Source organism: Paenibacillus canaveralius (assembly GCF_047238265.1).
GTDB lineage: Bacteria > Bacillota > Bacilli > Paenibacillales > NBRC-103111 > Paenibacillus_F.
Map to the genome: position 1 here is coordinate 1,819,426 of NZ_JBDFMM010000001.1, position 15,646 is coordinate 1,835,071.

At 50.0% G+C, this 15,646-nt stretch carries 10 protein-coding genes and 1 pseudogene; 7 read left to right on the forward strand and 4 right to left on the reverse strand.

Annotated elements, in window-relative coordinates; translation table 11 throughout:
* The first annotated feature begins 522 nt into the window (after window positions 1–522).
* On the forward strand, window positions 523–1,332 hold the full coding sequence (locus ABC395_RS08520) for a hypothetical protein (RefSeq protein ID WP_413002246.1): 810 nt from the start codon (window positions 523–525) through the stop codon (window positions 1,330–1,332).
* Between the two features lie 1,079 nt (window positions 1,333–2,411).
* Here ABC395_RS08520 and ABC395_RS08525 read toward each other — a convergent pair.
* Complete coding sequence (locus ABC395_RS08525; protein ID WP_413002248.1) at window positions 2,412–2,786, reverse strand: site-specific integrase; 375 nt, start codon at window positions 2,784–2,786, stop codon at window positions 2,412–2,414.
* A 140-nt stretch (window positions 2,787–2,926) separates the two neighbouring features.
* Between ABC395_RS08525 and ABC395_RS08530 the strand changes: the two are divergent.
* The 4 genes and pseudogenes from ABC395_RS08530 to ABC395_RS08545 all read left to right on the forward strand — a co-directional run.
* Window positions 2,927–3,064: pseudogene (locus tag ABC395_RS08530) on the forward strand (sporulation initiation factor Spo0A C-terminal domain-containing protein); the annotation flags it as partial.
* Window positions 3,065–3,444: 380 nt separating this feature from the next.
* Window positions 3,445–4,452, forward strand: a complete 1,008-nt coding sequence (locus ABC395_RS08535) for an Ig-like domain-containing protein (RefSeq protein ID WP_413006709.1) — start codon at window positions 3,445–3,447, stop codon at window positions 4,450–4,452.
* A gap of 34 nt (window positions 4,453–4,486) precedes the next feature.
* The gene (locus ABC395_RS08540; RefSeq protein ID WP_413002249.1) at window positions 4,487–8,887 is read left to right on the forward strand and encodes a polysaccharide lyase family 8 super-sandwich domain-containing protein; all 4,401 of its coding nucleotides are present in this window, start codon (window positions 4,487–4,489) and stop codon (window positions 8,885–8,887) included.
* Window positions 8,888–9,579: 692 nt separating this feature from the next.
* A complete protein-coding gene (locus tag ABC395_RS08545) occupies window positions 9,580–10,503 on the forward strand; it encodes a copper amine oxidase N-terminal domain-containing protein (protein ID WP_413006710.1) in 924 nt (307 codons plus the stop codon).
* A 57-nt stretch (window positions 10,504–10,560) separates the two neighbouring features.
* On the opposite strand, the gene ABC395_RS08550 is transcribed toward ABC395_RS08545, so the two are convergent.
* A complete protein-coding gene (locus tag ABC395_RS08550) occupies window positions 10,561–11,484 on the reverse strand; it encodes a S66 peptidase family protein (protein WP_413002251.1) in 924 nt (307 codons plus the stop codon).
* 167 nt (window positions 11,485–11,651) lie between these two features.
* Between ABC395_RS08550 and ABC395_RS08555 the strand changes: the two genes are divergently transcribed.
* On the forward strand, window positions 11,652–12,122 hold the full coding sequence (locus ABC395_RS08555) for a DUF6884 domain-containing protein (RefSeq protein WP_413002253.1): 471 nt from the start codon (window positions 11,652–11,654) through the stop codon (window positions 12,120–12,122).
* A gap of 241 nt (window positions 12,123–12,363) precedes the next feature.
* Here ABC395_RS08555 and ABC395_RS08560 read toward each other — a convergent pair whose 3' ends face one another.
* The gene (locus tag ABC395_RS08560) at window positions 12,364–14,196 is read right to left on the reverse strand and encodes a UbiD family decarboxylase (protein WP_413002254.1); all 1,833 of its coding nucleotides are present in this window, start codon (window positions 14,194–14,196) and stop codon (window positions 12,364–12,366) included.
* 320 nt (window positions 14,197–14,516) lie between these two features.
* Between ABC395_RS08560 and ABC395_RS08565 the strand changes: the two genes are divergently transcribed.
* Complete coding sequence (locus tag ABC395_RS08565; RefSeq protein WP_413002256.1) at window positions 14,517–14,966, forward strand: FixH family protein; 450 nt, start codon at window positions 14,517–14,519, stop codon at window positions 14,964–14,966.
* A 73-nt stretch (window positions 14,967–15,039) separates the two neighbouring features.
* Here the strand turns inward: ABC395_RS08565 and ABC395_RS08570 are convergent, their stop codons facing one another.
* Window positions 15,040–15,639, reverse strand: a complete 600-nt coding sequence (locus ABC395_RS08570; RefSeq protein ID WP_413002258.1) for a biotin transporter BioY — start codon at window positions 15,637–15,639, stop codon at window positions 15,040–15,042.
* Window positions 15,640–15,646 lie beyond the last annotated feature (7 nt).

Genomic DNA, 15,646 nt, shown 5'->3' on the forward strand with positions numbered 1-15,646 from the left:
TAATTTATCGGACGTTGTTCGAAAAGGTTCCGATAATCTCAGCCGCAATGATGCCGATAAACTTTACGGAACCTGCGCGCTGTTAACGACAGATTAAGATCGAGCGCAATGGCTCGGTCTTTTTCTTGTTTAAGTTGTGGCCACCCCGCGATAGCGACTTGTGTAGGCGCGCGTTTTATGTGTAAATTTTTTGGAGGATGGAGTGTGATTATGATACTTAAGGATAATGTATATATTTACTTGCATAAGTTTGGTAAAAACAAATGGATGAAAGGTCTGCAGCAAGGTAAACTCACTCCATCGAAACGCCGTCACAATCGACAGGGCCCCGGCATATGCGCCGAGGCTTTTTTCTTTGCGCGTATTGAGTTATAGCTCTCATGGCGATAAAGGGCATCGTCAGGAATAAAACAATTTGAAACCTTTTCCAAAAGTTTCGTATATGATAGTATAATCAATATACTGGTGGGCAAAATTCCCGCTAAGAGTATGCCTGAAGAGAGTAGAAAAGGTGGGAGAATAATGCAATTCACATCAAATGAAATAAAACGAGCTATACGAGACTTTGAAAATGCAGCACAAGATCTACTTCAAGCCTCCCCTCAAACACTGGATAATCGTGTGAACAGAATTATGGATCTAGCACGGTCGAATCCAGTCATTACTGAAATTGTAAGCCCCCTGCTCCAAGTCGAACTTGATTGGGATTCCATTTTCACAGGGAATGGCTTCTGGATTAATCATGTGCAGTTGCCAATTGAGCCGAGCGAACGTATTGCAGTCATTCTGCAGTTGCTCGATAAGGCATCAAGAGCAGAAGTGCATATTGACGATTTATCACATAAGATCTACAAGCAAAGAAGTTATGCGGTCAACATTAGCCAGTTTTTAAGTGAATTAGTGTCTCCTGCAATTCGCGATTTATTTCTTCAGCTTCATGATATGTACGAGGACAATGTCGAAGGTAAACAATCAGTGGCCCCAACAGCGTTACAAATATTCAATTATGGCACAATTGCCGCTCATCAAGGCGCGAATGTGGCTATCGGGCAAAGCATCACCCAAAACACTAATTACACTGGACTTGCCGAACGAATTATGGACCAAGTGAGAACATCCGGTGATATTCCAGAAGATAAGCACGCAGAAATTCAGCAGGTAAGTCAACACATAGAGGAAGAATTGAAAAAAAGTGAGCCTGATAAAGGTAAACTAAAGTCGTTTGTAGGAAAGATGTATGCCTTGGGTGAAAAGGCATTGCTTAAACTTTCCACTAAGGTAGTCGACGACCCTCGTTGGTCTGAACAAGTAACTGATTTCTTGTTAAGCTAGCGAAATGCATGGTGATGTTACACGTGGATCTGACTAACTGAGTGGTCGATACACCGCACAAATAACCTTCAGTTTTCGAGCAGGAAACCGCAACTTAATGCAAAGGCTTCGGCATATCGCACCGAGGTTTTTTTGTTTGTCCTGAACGAGCGTGTTAGTCACACCGGAGGCTTTCATGTTCGTCGCGCATCGGCTTTGATAACGCCCCGAGATCGAAAAAAATTGCGCGAACTTTTGACAGCAGTCTAGGGGACGGCGAGGTGTGCCTTGGGGGTCCGCGCCGATCCCTGCGCCTGTGGCGTCGTTGTCTGTCGTTACTGTTTCGTTTCAATGCGTTTATAAAAGCTTCTCAATAATTGACAACATCGACCGCACAGCGACCCGCTGGGCCTCTGACACCGGCGTCAACGCCAGCGTTGCTTCTTGTTTGTTGTTCGCATTGTTGAGGTATTGGTCGAGGCCGATCCCCTTCCGAATCCCATGCCGTACCATGCCGCATATGGTCGGACATATTGCGCCGGGTAACGCCGAGGATCCTACACCACCACTGTGTCGGACCCATGCGCCACTGTACGACGGGACCGCTACCGAAAAGATGCGCCCGACCTATTCGCGTATGGTTCGTACATTGTGCAGAAACACCCGCAGGACGCCGGTCTGACGCGTCGCATAATGTGCCCGGTAATATCCCGCCAGTAACGCATATTCGGCCCTTAACGGTACACAGCGCATCATATATAACGGCTTCTATCATGGCATTGAAAACGACAGCCCATCTGGATTGAATCTTACACAATCTAATTTTGACAGATTCGAAAAAATGGACCAAACTCGCGCCCCGCATACGTTTGAGCCGTTTTTGTTTATCCGTACATGAGTGCGCCTCGATTGCATCTGTCATAATGTGAGATATGATCCGATATGTCAGATACAACATGACAACAGGAGGCCGTTTACATATGGAACTTGTCCAACCGATCCGGGACCGGAAGAAAGTCGATGATATGCGAAAGTATCTCGCGGGAAATAAACGAGACGCGCTGCTGTTCACGCTGGGGATCAATTCGGGGCTGCGCATATCAGATATATTGCGAATGACCGTCGCCGACGTTATCGACGAGCGCGGCCGCGTCAACCGTTCGCGGCGATAAGCCTTTAACGCCGTTCGGGCTCGTGGGGTGATCGTCCCAGCGTTTTTTTTCAAAGGTGAGGTAATGCACGTATTTTCGGGTTAAATCCGGCGTGATCTGCTCGTAGCTGTTAGCGCGATACCATTTCGCAAACTGACCGAGGGCCTGTTCATATGCGGAGATCGTTTTCGGTGACCGTTTCTCGATGCGATTCGCATACAGAAAATTCGCGATTTCCGTCTCTAAATCTAGTTTAATTGGGGCGTTCGTTCGCTTGGACATAAACAGAAACTTCGGATTGCTGCGCGTGCTTTCGGTTGACATTTTATCGTCCTCCAATGGCGGTAAATTCTGCGCAGAAGGTTCCGATAAAGTTTGTCGCTATTGCGTTTTTTAACGACTCGTTCTCGGCAATTTATCGGCTGTTGTTCGCATAGGATGCGAACGGTCTGAACCCACGTCATGCCTGGACCCGCGGCAACATCGACAGCATCAGCCATCTGTTCAGTTACACGATCAATATCGCCAAGTCGAAACCCACCAACAGCGAGTTCATCGCGATGGTGGCGGATAAGCTGCGGATTGAGCACAAGGTGAGCTGAAAGTAGGTTTGGAGCTAAGCGGTTTCCGATATTTACTGCAAGAACAATTTTTGCGGTAAATCGTAAAATCAGCGTTTTTAAGGCAAAAAACAACTATATACCCTACCAACCGATACCGTTGTTTATTGGGTTTGCAAAAATCCAATGAAGGGCGGTATTTTTTGTTGTAACAATTTTGAAGAACAGCCTAAGGTAAAAAAATGACCTAATAAAGTCAAAATCGTTCACGATAGAGCAAAAAAATGAACTAGGACGCTGCCAAATATTTCTCTAGGATAGGGTGGAGAGAATTTTTTTCTTGAGATCAGAATGAGAGGGGAACACAGTGAATGACTACGATGAGCAGAAGAATCTCGGTAATTCTGTTTTTTTGCTTGGTGATGCAGGCGCTTTCATTTGGGACGGGCGTGCATGCAAGCGAGCCGCAGCCTGATTTGGTTTCTAATGGCGGATTTGAAAGTGTAAAGTCCGGGACAGGAAAGTGGGCGGCAGGAGTTGAACCCGCCGGTTGGGGGTTATGGTTGGCGAGCGGGACAGGAAAGGCCTCTGTGACCAAGGACGTTTACCATACGGGGACTCAAGCGGTCCAGCTTGAACATTCGGCTCTGAGCAGAACGGGTCTTTCTCAGGATGTATCGATTACGGGCGGACAAACGTATAAACTGAGCGTTTGGGTAAAAACAAAGGATGTCCATTCGGGCATCGGCGTGTTTGTAAGAACGCAGTTTTTTAAAAGCATCAAAGGTCTTGACGGAAAAACGCAAGATGAAAAGATAGGGTCCGGGCCTTCGACGGAAGAATTGACGGGGACTCAAGACTGGATGAAACGGGACGTGATCATAACCAGTCCGGAGGACGCGAAGTATATCCGGCTCGAACCGTTTTTCGAAACAGGGACAGGCACGGTATGGTTCGATGATATTTCGTTAGTCAAATGGAACAGCGTGACGGGCCTGGCGCTGGACCAAACGAGCGTGACGCTGGATACAAAGCAAACCGCAAGCTTAACGGCCAAAGTAACGCCTGAAAATGTAAGCGGTTTATCGCTGCAATGGCAGGTTGACAACAAAGATGTTGTGCAGGTGGAGGCTCAGGGTCCGCTCGCTGTTATGACAGCTTTGAAGCCGGGTAAGGCGATCGTAACGGTGATGACAGAAGACGGTGCTTTCGCGGCGGCGAGTGAAATTACAGTAAAAGAAGCAAGCATCCCAGGTGATCTTACGAACGATGGGAAAATAACGGTCGGTGATCTGGCCATGACGGCCGCACATTTCGGTAAAGATACAAGCAGCCCGGACTGGGAAATGGTAAAGGCTGCCGATGTGAACGGAGACCATAAAATCGACCGCAGTGACCTGATGTGGTTCGCGGAGCGGATTTTTCCATAAGTCAGTGACATGAACGAAAGGAGTGTATAATTTTATGAAAAAGTTTATTTTGCGATATGCTGTCATTGCGTTAACGATAATCGCGCTCGTTTCTACCTCTTTTCCGGTTTCTGTTCTGGCCGCGCAGCCGGACCCGATTGATTCCATGAGGGACAAGTGGGCTGCGTTTTTGACGGGCGGCAGGCAAATCGACTTGAACGATGAAGATATCCGTCAAGCGGTGGAGGCTAACGCCAAAAAGGTAACCAACGCCCAAAAAACCGGCTTTTGGGACCTGCTCCTTAAAGACCCGGCACGCAAGTCGTTGTGGGCGGATTATGGGAGTACGACGGATTCAAGCCATATTACTCTTTCGTATAACCGGTTGAAAGACATGGCGATTGCCTACTCGACTCAAGGCTCGGACTTGTACCGGAATGAGCAGCTAAAACAAGATATTATCGCGGGTTTGGATTGGATGTATACGAACCGATTTAATGAGAATAAAGCGAAATACAACAACTGGTGGGACTGGGAGATCGGATCGCCCCTGTCTCTCGGCGATATTATGACGCTCATGTACGATCACCTTTCTCCTGAGCAAGTTGCCCGGTATACCCGGACGGTTGACAAGTTTGTACCCGATCCCACCCTGCGGCTGGGAAGCACATTGAAAGAAACAGGCGCAAACCTTTTGGATAAAGCATTGGCGGTATTGATCCGGGGAGTTATCGGCAAAAGTGAAACGAAAATCGTTCAGGCACGGAGCTCCATTAGCCCGGTGTTCCCGCCGGTGACAAGCGGCGACGGTTTTTATGCCGACGGTTCTTTTATTCAGCATAACAATATTGCGTATACCGGAAGCTACGGCAGCGTCCTGCTTGGCGATATCGCTAAGCTTTTGACGATATTGAATGATTCGCCTTGGCCGATTCAAGATCCGAACTTGGTGAATGCGTACGATTGGATCACCAATTCGTTCGAGCCGCTCGTTTACGGCGGACATATGATGGAAATGGTCAGCGGGCGGGCGGTATCGCGGTATAACAACAATACCCGCGGAACTGCGTGGACCATTAACCGGATGTCACAATTCGCTCCTCCCGAGCTTGCGGCGCGTTACAAAAGCATGGTCAAAGAATGGGTTTTATCGGATACGAGTATGTCCAACAAATATGAGGGCATGCCGATTCGGGATCTTGTTCTTTTTAAAGCTTTAATGAAGGATACGTCCGTCGTCCCGCGCGGGGATTTGATTGTCCATCATCAATTTTCGGCGATGGATCGTGTTGTTCATGCGCGCCAAGGATATGCCTACGCCATCAGTATGTCGTCCTCGCGGATTTCCAACTACGAGGGGGGAATCAACGGCGAGCATACGAAGGGCTGGTACACGGGTGACGGCATGACGTATTTGTACAACAACGATGCCGCTCAGTTCAGGGACGCCTTCTGGCCGACGGTGAATTCATACCGGATGCCGGGAACAACCTCCGACGGCCTGCCCAGAACAGGCAGTAAAGTAACCTCGAAAAGCTGGGTCGGCGGAGCATCGATAGACGGGCTGTATGGTGCGGCAGGAATGGATCTGGCTCCGCCGGGAAGTAAATTAACGGGAAAAAAATCGTGGTTTATGTTCGATAACGAGATTGTCGCATTGGGAGCGGGAATCGCAACTTCCGACAGCCGAAAAGTCGAAACGATTGTTGAGAACCGGATGATTAATGCGGCAGGAAACAACAAGCTGATTGTGAACGGAGAGGCGATGCCGAGTGATTTGGGCTGGTCCAAAAATCTTGCAGGAGTGAAATGGGCCAACTTGCAAGGTACGGAAGCCGGGGCCGATATCGGCTATTATTTTCCCGCAACGGCAAATGTCAGCGCTTTACGGGAGGCGAGGAGCGGTTCGTGGAGAGATATCAATCCGACAGGCCCGACGGATATCATCACGCGTAATTATGTAAGCTTAGCGATCGATCATGGAACCAAGCCGGCCGATCAATCTTATTCCTACGTGCTGCTGCCTGCTTTAAATGCGGCGGCTACCCAATCTTATAGTGAAAACCCCGATGTCCGTATCTTGAGCAACACGGCGCAAATACAAGGTGTTCAAGAAACCAAATTGGGCTTGACCGGCGTTCATTTTTGGGTACCGGGGACGCTGGATCGCATACGCGCTTACCAGCCTGTTTCGCTTATGGTGAAGGAAAAAGGCGATGAGCTTACGATTTCGGTGTCAGACCCGACGCAGTCCCAGTCCAAAGTGAAAGTGGAGCTGGCAGTTGCCGCTTCGCAAGTTCTTGTGAGTGATCCCGGCGTGAAAGTATTGCGGATGCTGCCAACCCTGCAGCTGGAAGTGGATACGAGAGGTACTTTGGGAAAAAGCCATAGTATTCAATTGAAAATTAACCCGAATCAGGAAGTGGAGCTTCCCGGGGAAAACGATTATGAACCGGATCCGGCCGCAAAGGTTCGAATTCCGGTCACGGAAGACACATTCGTCAATGGCGGGACGGATGCGAACAACAATTTCGGAACGAGAGGCTATTTAAATATTCGAAATGGGAGCGGTAACACAGACCGCAAAGTTTTTCTGAAATTCGGGCTGCCTTCCTCTTTGCAGGAAATTCATTCTGTCAGCCTTAATGTGTATGGGGAAACGAAAGACGGAAGCGGCAATATCTCGGATATTGGCGTTTATGAGGTGCCCGACGATAGCTGGACAGAAACAACCTTAACTTATGCGAATAAGCCGGCACCAGGTAAACAAATGGATGTGGCTACGTTCACAACACCCGAACAATGGCGTACATTCGATGTGACTCCGTTCGTGCTGACCCAGCAGCAAGGAGACAAAGTGGCAAGCTTTGCCTTGCAGCAGGTCGGAAGTAACCTGGCTTCAACGATTCGGAGCCGCAAAAGTGAAGAAGGAAAATATCAGGCTTATTTGGAAGTGCTGCTTAAAGACACGAAAGCGCCTGCAACCTCCGTGCGTGTAGATGGAAATAGCGGAGCCGATCAAGTGAATTACAAGGACGTGATCCTTCACTTTAGCGCGGCGGACGATCCGAACGGCTGGGGTGTTTTGAGGAGCGAGTATCGAATTAATGGCGGGAAATGGACGGCCGTTAAAGCGGGTCAGGTCGTTATTCGAGAAAAAGGTGTGCATAACATCGAATACCGCTCGATAGACAAGGCCGGCAATATGGAAGAAGCACAGAAATTGACCGTCGTCCTGGCCAATGCGGATACGGAATTAAACGGAAATCAGACAGTCATTAAGGGTGAGCCGCTGATTGTTACCTACCGAATCAAAAAAGCCGTGAGCGATATGTATGCCCATGACTTGACACTCGATTATGATGCTCATGTGCTGGAATTTGTCTCTGCCGAGTCTATGCAAAAAGGCGTATCCATCCTCAAGTCGAAGACGGAAGATACCGGTCGTCTGCGGCTCGTGATTGCCGGCGAAGGACAAGAAATCCAAGGGAACGCCGACCTATTGAAGCTTACATTTAAAGCAAAAAAAGCAACGGAGGCTGTAAGCGGCAAGATTGAGGTGGTCCAAGCGATCCTTTCCGATAAACAGGGGAGCGAAATGGCTGTGACGCCGAGTTCTCTTCATTTTAGCGTCCAAGCTTCAACAGAAGAGCCTGGTCCGGTTAAACCTAACCCGGGAGATAACGGCAATGGAGATGGAAACGGGGGCGGAACCGATAACGGAAATGGTAATGGAAACGGAAACGGCAGTGGGACAGGCATTGATAACGGAAATGGCAACGGAAGCGGTAACGGAACCAATAACGGTAACGGAAATGGTAATGGGAACGGTAATGGCAACGGAAACGGAAACGGAAACACGGAAAATGGAGGCCATGTACAGCCCGGAATTCCAACGGACAACCCAAACGATAACGAAGCCATCGCCCTTAATGATTTGAACGGTCATTGGGCAAAAGATAAAATACAAGAAGCGGCTAAAAAAGGGTTGATTTTAGGATATCCCGACGGATCATTCCAGCCGGACAAGAAGATCACACGCGCCGAATTTACCTCCTTGCTCGTCAGAGGATTAAAACTGGATGAAGAGGCCGAGCTAGCGTTCAGCGACCAGGATCTAAATGATCACTGGGCAAAGACGGACATCGCTAAGGCGGTTAAAAAGGGAATTGTCTCCGGTTATCAAGACAACACATTCCGTGCTGAAAGGGACATAACGAGAGTTGAGCTTACGGTGATGGCCGTGAAGTCACTGAATTTGGCGGAGGAATCACCGGATTTAACATCGTTCGTTGACCGAGCCGATATTCCCGTCTGGGCACGGGGATGGGTAGCAGCGGCGGTAAGCAAAGGTCTCGTTACAGGGCGGGATAACCAAACATTCGCTCCTCTGGCACCGGCAACTCGCGCGGAAGCGGTTGTCATTCTTCTGAATTTATTATCCTTGAAGAAGTAGTTCGGACGAATGAGTATTTTGATATGTAAAAAGCAGGAGACTCTCATGTAGGTTACGTAAGATAATTTCCCCTTCGGTAGACAACGATATGTAGACATCGGCTAGGATGGTCTTTATGTTGTCTGTTTGAAGGGGTTTTTTATAGCCGGATTAATAAAGAGTTGGAACGGGTGAACAATCGAAAATAGAAGCCAGTCTTGGATCGAACCGGTAACGGGCCCAGAAAGCCCCGTTCCATCGGTAACCTGAAGCTTCGTTGAACGATACATGAATTGGATAGAACCAGAATCTCTCACCGGTCCAGAGCTGAACATAAGTTAGTTTATATAAACACGGATTGGGCTGCACGAATGCAGGGGGATGAGGTGGCGGCAGGGGTTGTAAAAATGACATTGGATTCCACTCCTTTAGTCAGGTATTCATAAGAAAATTCATATTTCAAGATATGTAGGTGAATAACTATTGACTATGCTGATGCCTATTGACAGCTCCTGAATTTTGGGTTCCGATAGCCCGGTATATGAAAGCCGGCCTACTTTTTATCAGTTGTAATTGACAAATTTTCTCTGAAGAACTAACCTTATTGGAAGATAGAGGAAGAGCGGGCGCCAATGTTCGGTCTTTTTTCGCGCGAAATTTAAATACATAAAGGACGTGTTCCGATGTCAAAAAGGTTGTTTAACTATGTGGGGATGCTGCTGGTCTTATCTTTTTTGTTTACAGGTCCGGGAAATGTCAGAGCGGATAACTTTACGGATACGGAAGAAGAAATCGGAGTCATTTTAGACGCAAAGTGGGTTAAATTTGACAGTCCGCCATTTATGGAAAACTCGACGACACTTGTTCCATTCCGGCCTATTTTTGAAAGGATGAATCTGAACGTCACTTGGGATGAACAGACCCGGACCGTAAAAGGGGAGAAAGGGGATACTTTAATTGAATTGCAAATTGATAACCCCGTCGCAAAGGTGAACGGTCAATTTATTAAGCTGCCTGTGGCCCCCAAGCTAAAGGACGGGTATACGTTTGTTCCTTTGAGATTTGTTTCGGAATCTGCAGGAGCGAAGGTGGAATGGGACCCGAATAGGAAGGATGCGATGATCTATAGCAAGAACGAATATACGAGTACCGATAACAAGTTTCGCTTTACCGCATACGGGCTCTGGAGTAATTTGGACGGAATCGATTCTATACAACCGGAAGTGGATGAACGGGCTCAAGATTATATCAGCATAGAAGATGAGGAAAATATCCGTTTGGCGCTAAAGTATTTTAATTATACGATGTTATTTATAGCCGAGGAACCCGAAAACCAGCGGACCAAAAACTTTACGCCCAAACAATACGTGGATTCTGTCAAAAAGAAGGCGGCCGTTTCCAACGATGATATCCTGGATGAAAAACAAATAAGTGTGTTTGGCCATGACGCTGTCCAATTGACTTACAAAAACCATCTGGATTGGGACAGCAGAATTGATACGCTTATCGTATTCAAATCGGATTCCCAATTTTATACCATCAGGAACTCATCCTATACGGTTACTTATAAAAATTCGCTCGAAAACTTTCAGCAATTACTGCAAACGATGAAATTTAACGAAAAGCAGTATAAGTAGTAACTAACATCGAAAAAGCTCACCCCAGCCCTTGCGGCGGAGTGAGCTTTTTTCCGTTCAGTACCTTACAGCCGCCTCCAGTAGCGTAAGCGCTGCGGCCGATGCGTTCAAATTCACATTGGCGCCGATCGGGATGGCGGCTTTGTAGTAGCCATGCCCGGAGGCAAGGTTGGTCAGCAGCGGTTTCCCCAAGGGAACGATCACTTCGCTGATGAGGTTCTCGTACGTCTTGCCGTAAGCAGTCTGGCAGTTGGTGCACTCGCCCATGACGATACCGGCGCAAGCCTGGAACTTGCCGGCCAGCCGAAGCTGATCGACATAGCGGTACACGGTATTGACCGGCTCGTGCGTTTCTTCGAGGAGCAATATTTTCCCCGTGGTGTCGATTTCAAACGGCGTTCCCAGCGATCCTGCCAGAGAGGTGAGATTTCCTCCGATAATCGGGCCCGATACGTTGCCGGGAACTCGCCCGATTAATGGGATACCCGGAGGGTTAGTGATGAGGCGCGGGGCCGCAACAGATGAGGTCGCCGTAAAAAATTGCTCGAAATTGTACGACGGCGTGTCCGGCCTGAAATCGATGAGCAGCAGGCTGTGAAACGTAATCAGATCCGCCAGCTTATAAAGGGTGTTCAGCAGTACAGTGATGTCGCTGTAGCCTGTCACGATCTTGGGTTTTTGCCGGATAAAAGCATAATCCAGGTACGGCAGGATGTCCGCGACGCCTACGCCGCCTCTAGTAGGAAGAATCATTTTCACGCGGGGATCGGCATAGACCGACATAAAATCTTCCGCGCGCTCCCGGTCCGTTCCGGCGAGGTACCCGTTTGCGGAGTACACATAGCGGCCCAAAAGAACGTTGAGCCCCAAGCTTTGCAAATAAGCAATCCGTGCCTGAATGGTTTCGGCGCTCAGCGGACTGCCCAGGGTGACGATTCCGACCGTATCGCCGGGCAGCAGGGCTCCTGGCTTGATCGCCATAAAACCGCCTCCTTTCCCGCTCGTTTATTACTAACGTATGAGAGAGGGAGGGGGAATAGGCTAGCAACTTGCATCAAATCCGTTGATCTATCCGACACTGCGAAAGCGCTAGCGGATGATCTCTGATACACTTAAAGGCATACTCACTTGAATGGAGAGTCCAGACTATGCGATCCGATACCCTTTGCATTATTCCTCCCGGCAAAAGAAAACTATGGGACCGGGACCCTGCCCACGGGCCGGCACCGGCGAAACACGCTTACACGGGGACCCTGAACCGGAAAGCCAGGGCCTATGCGGAAGCATGCGGCTACGATTGGGTTATTTTATCCGCCAAACACGGCTTTCTGATGCCGGAGGATACGGTACCCGGCAATTACGACACGGCTTTCGGAGCCGCGAATGCCGGTATCATCACTTCGGAGGAACTGGCAAGGCAGTGGAAAGAGATGAGGCTGGACACCTATAAGCGGATCGAAGTGCTCGGGGGCAAAAAGTTCCGCCCGATTATCGGGGCGCTGGCGGGCACGGCACACGTGGATTTTCCTCTCGAAACCAGCCGCGGAATCGGGGATATGCTGCACTTGCTGGATGCTTTGACAGTAGGGATGAAAAAGAGGCGGAGGAAATTTAAATAGCCTTGTGAACATAGAGTGACTTGAGGGGCGTGCAGAATTCTCAAACACTTGGCTTTCTCAAATTTTCCAATGAAACAATTTCCTCCTGAAAATAAAAAACACCACAGGCAAAAAGTCTGTGGTGTTTGATGTTCCACGCCGAACTGCTGATTAGAGCCGGTACGCCCGCTTGGAGCCATGTGAAGTTCCATGCAGGCCTATCGGCCGCAGTTGCCATAAAAGATAAAATCTCCGCTGCCGCTCAGTCTTTAACGACTCCGCCCAAGCTTGCACCGGGGGCAAACAGCCGCCGGATATTGTTCTCGACCTCCGGATCGGGAACGAGTGGCGGAGCCTGGTGCGGCTTGACGCGCGCATCGATGATGACGTTGTCGCAGGCCCAGTGCTTATACTCATAGGCGCTGTTCACGCCGTACATATCGTGGGACGGATTGCTGCGGGTAAACGTGGCCCACAGAAAATTCGCAAAGTCCGCGCTAAGGAACTCGCTGTCGTCGCATAAAACGATCATCGGGCAGCCTGGAAGCGGTCCTTTGCCCGCGATAGCGCCGCATAGATGCTTAAGCTCCAACGAAGCCTTCTCGTACGTCCCGAAGGCAGGTCCCTGCATCGCGACAACGCCCGGCATGACGAGCCTTGCCCCTCCGAACGGAGAAAGTTCCGTCAGAGCGGCGGGGACTTCCGTGCATAAGTCCCTTTTCTTATCCCCGTAAGCGGAAAAAAGCACCTTGCTTCCGGTATTAAGGCCCGTTCCCGAATAATCGAGCGTATCGATCGTCGTATTCGTGTAAAAGTGAATGTCCCGCCTCAGATCGATCCGTTCGAGGATATAGGCGAGGAAGTCTTTTTCCTTGTGGGTATCGAGCGGCTGCTTGTCTTCCGCCGTCATAAACAAATACTTGGCCAGGCTGAGCTGCCCCGTGCCGAGCACGCGGTTGGCCAGCGTAAGAATTTCCGCAGGCTGCTTAGCCTGCTGATAAGGCGTATACCGTTCGCTGCCGATCGCAAACAGAAGCGGATGCACGCCCGCCGCATCGACGGCATGAACTTCTTTGACGCCGGGAATTTCCTGCTTGATCGCATCCCCCGTCAATTCGTGGATAAGCTCGCCGAAAGAGGTGTCCTCCTGGGGAGGACGTCCGACGACGGTAAACGGCCAGACGGCGTTTTCCCGGGCGTACACTTTGTGCACGCGCAGAACCGGGAACGGATGCGTCAGGCTGTAGTAGCCGAGATGGTCGCCGAAGGGGCCCTCCGGTTTCGTTTCGCCGGGATAAATTTCGCCCGTAATGACGAAATCCGCATCGTGGCTGATGCAGTAGCCGTCCGCATAGCTGTAGCGGAACCGGCGTCCGGCAAGCAGGCCGGCAAAGGTCATTTCGCTCAGTCCCTCCGGCAAAGGCATGACTGCCGACAGCGTGTGAGCGGGAGGACCGCCGACAAAGATGCTTACTTTTAAAGGAGCGCCCCGCTTGGTCGCCTTGTCCTGATGAATGCCGATGCCCCGGTGAATCTGGTAGTGCAGCCCGATTTCCTTGTCCGTTTCATAGTCGTTGCCGGTGAGCTGGACGCGGTACATTCCCAGATTGGAGTTCATGATACCCGGTTTTTCAGGATCCTCCGAATAAACCTGCGGAAGGGTAATAAAAGCTCCGCCGTCCATGGGCCAGTGCTGGATCAGGGGAAGATCGGAAATCGAGATTTCCCTGAAATCCCCGGGAAGACCGGATTTTTTTAAGGGGAGGGCTTTAAAGGCGGCAAGGCCGTTGCCAGCGGTTTTAAACGGCTGTTTAAGCGCCTTGACCGGGTCGTTTCGCAGGGCGATGATGTTTTCGGCGTCCTGCCATGTATGTCTAAAAATAAATTTGCTTCGTTCCAGCGTGCCGAACAGGTTGGAAACCGCCCGGAACTTCGAGCCTTTAACCTTCTCGAAGAGCAGTGCCGGACCGCCCGCTTCATAGACTTTTAAATGAATGGCCGCCATTTCCAGGTAAGGATCGACTTCTTCTTTTATGCGGATCAGGTGTCCGTTTTTCTCCAAATCAGCGATGCAGTCTTCTAAATGGGCGTACATGATCGATAGTCTCCGTTCTCTTGAGGTCGGCTGTTTACGCGAAAATTCGCCAGCCCTTAAAATCAGTTAAAGCCAATTTCGGCCGGGTGTCAAATGAATCCGTCTCAGCTGCGGCGCTTGAATGGAAAACATCGCATTTAATCCGATTAGAAGGTGGCAGTATCTGCTTTTGTAAGAAAACGGCGAACCGTGGAAGAGTCTGTAAAAAAGGCTTGTTTAACGTGCTTAAATCTCCTATTCTAAGAGAGTGAGAACGTGTGGATTCGAATAGAAGGTTACCGCGGCCCGTAAAGCTAAACGGATAACCGGAGGCGTCTACTATGAAAAAATTACTCGCATTAACGTTACTGGCCGCTTCGCTGGCGCTATCGGCCTGCTCGCAGACGGCAAACACTTCGGGCGGGACCAAACAGGAGTCCGCAGAGGAGTTAACCGTGACCATTATGGCGCCGGATAAAGTGCCGCTGAACCAGGAAACCGTTCTGAAGGTAGAGGTCAAGCAGGGCCAGGAGCCCGTCAAAGATGCGGGAGATATCCAGTTCGAAATCTGGAATGTCAAGAACGTCGACACTGCCGTAAATGTGGTTGCAGCCTACGAGGACAAGGGGGTCTATAGCGTAAAAAACACATTTAAAGAGGACGGGATTTATTTTGTCCGGACTCATGTAATCGCTCGCAATCAGCACATCATGCCCAAGCAGAGAATTATTGCCGGCAATGTGTCCGATGAAGAGATCAAGACGTTCGAAGAGAACACGAAGAAAAAATAGCAGCGCACGTAAAAAGCCGGATCTGCGGAAGCAGACACGGCTTTTGCTGTGAAGCGCGGGACACGGGCACCGCTTACCTGGAAACCCAGGCGCTCCCCGCACCGTCCAGCCGGGATACGGGATACATTTTTCTGACGGGCAGGACGATCAGGGCTCCGACAAACGCTTTTACGGCATCGCCGGGAAGATAAGGAAAGCAGCCGACGGCCAAAGCTTTGGTCAAGCTCATATTGGTAACGACATGGGCCATCCAGGGAACTCCGGTAACGTAAAGCAGCAGCGAGCCGAATACGAAGAGAGTCAGGAAAATAAGGACGAAGGCGGTGACTCCGCTGCCTTTGATGCGTGGAACAAGGAGGCCGATGAACAGAGCGGCGAAAGGGTACGCCCAGATAAACCCGCCCGTCGGACCGAGCACCAGATCCAGTCCTCCTCTTCCGTGCAAGAGCGGAAGCCCGATGGCCGTTAAGCCTACGACGAGAGCGATGCTGAAAAAGCCGTAACGGGCGCCGAGCAGAGCTCCCGCGAGCATAATGGCGAAATTCGCCAGCGTAAAAGGCACCTGCGAAAAGCCGAATTGAATGTTGACGAAGCTAAGCGCAACAAGCAGGGCCGCAAACATCGCGCTGAACGTAATCCCGCGGACGGTGAATGACGAACGTTTCAATTGCATCTTCTCC

Coding starts and splice junctions, on each gene's coding strand:
- ABC395_RS08565 (WP_413002256.1), top strand. CDS start 14,517: ATGAAAAAATTACTCGCATTAACGTTACTGGCCGCTTCGCTGGCGCTA.
- ABC395_RS08540 (WP_413002249.1), top strand. CDS start 4,487: ATGAAAAAGTTTATTTTGCGATATGCTGTCATTGCGTTAACGATAATC.
- ABC395_RS08535 (WP_413006709.1), top strand. CDS start 3,445: ATGCAGGCGCTTTCATTTGGGACGGGCGTGCATGCAAGCGAGCCGCAG.
- ABC395_RS08570 (WP_413002258.1), bottom strand. CDS start 15,639: ATGCAATTGAAACGTTCGTCATTCACCGTCCGCGGGATTACGTTCAGC.
- ABC395_RS08520 (WP_413002246.1), top strand. CDS start 523: ATGCAATTCACATCAAATGAAATAAAACGAGCTATACGAGACTTTGAA.
- ABC395_RS08560 (WP_413002254.1), bottom strand. CDS start 14,196: ATGTACGCCCATTTAGAAGACTGCATCGCTGATTTGGAGAAAAACGGA.
- ABC395_RS08550 (WP_413002251.1), bottom strand. CDS start 11,484: ATGGCGATCAAGCCAGGAGCCCTGCTGCCCGGCGATACGGTCGGAATC.
- ABC395_RS08555 (WP_413002253.1), top strand. CDS start 11,652: ATGCGATCCGATACCCTTTGCATTATTCCTCCCGGCAAAAGAAAACTA.
- ABC395_RS08545 (WP_413006710.1), top strand. CDS start 9,580: ATGCTGCTGGTCTTATCTTTTTTGTTTACAGGTCCGGGAAATGTCAGA.
- ABC395_RS08525 (WP_413002248.1), bottom strand. CDS start 2,786: ATGTCAACCGAAAGCACGCGCAGCAATCCGAAGTTTCTGTTTATGTCC.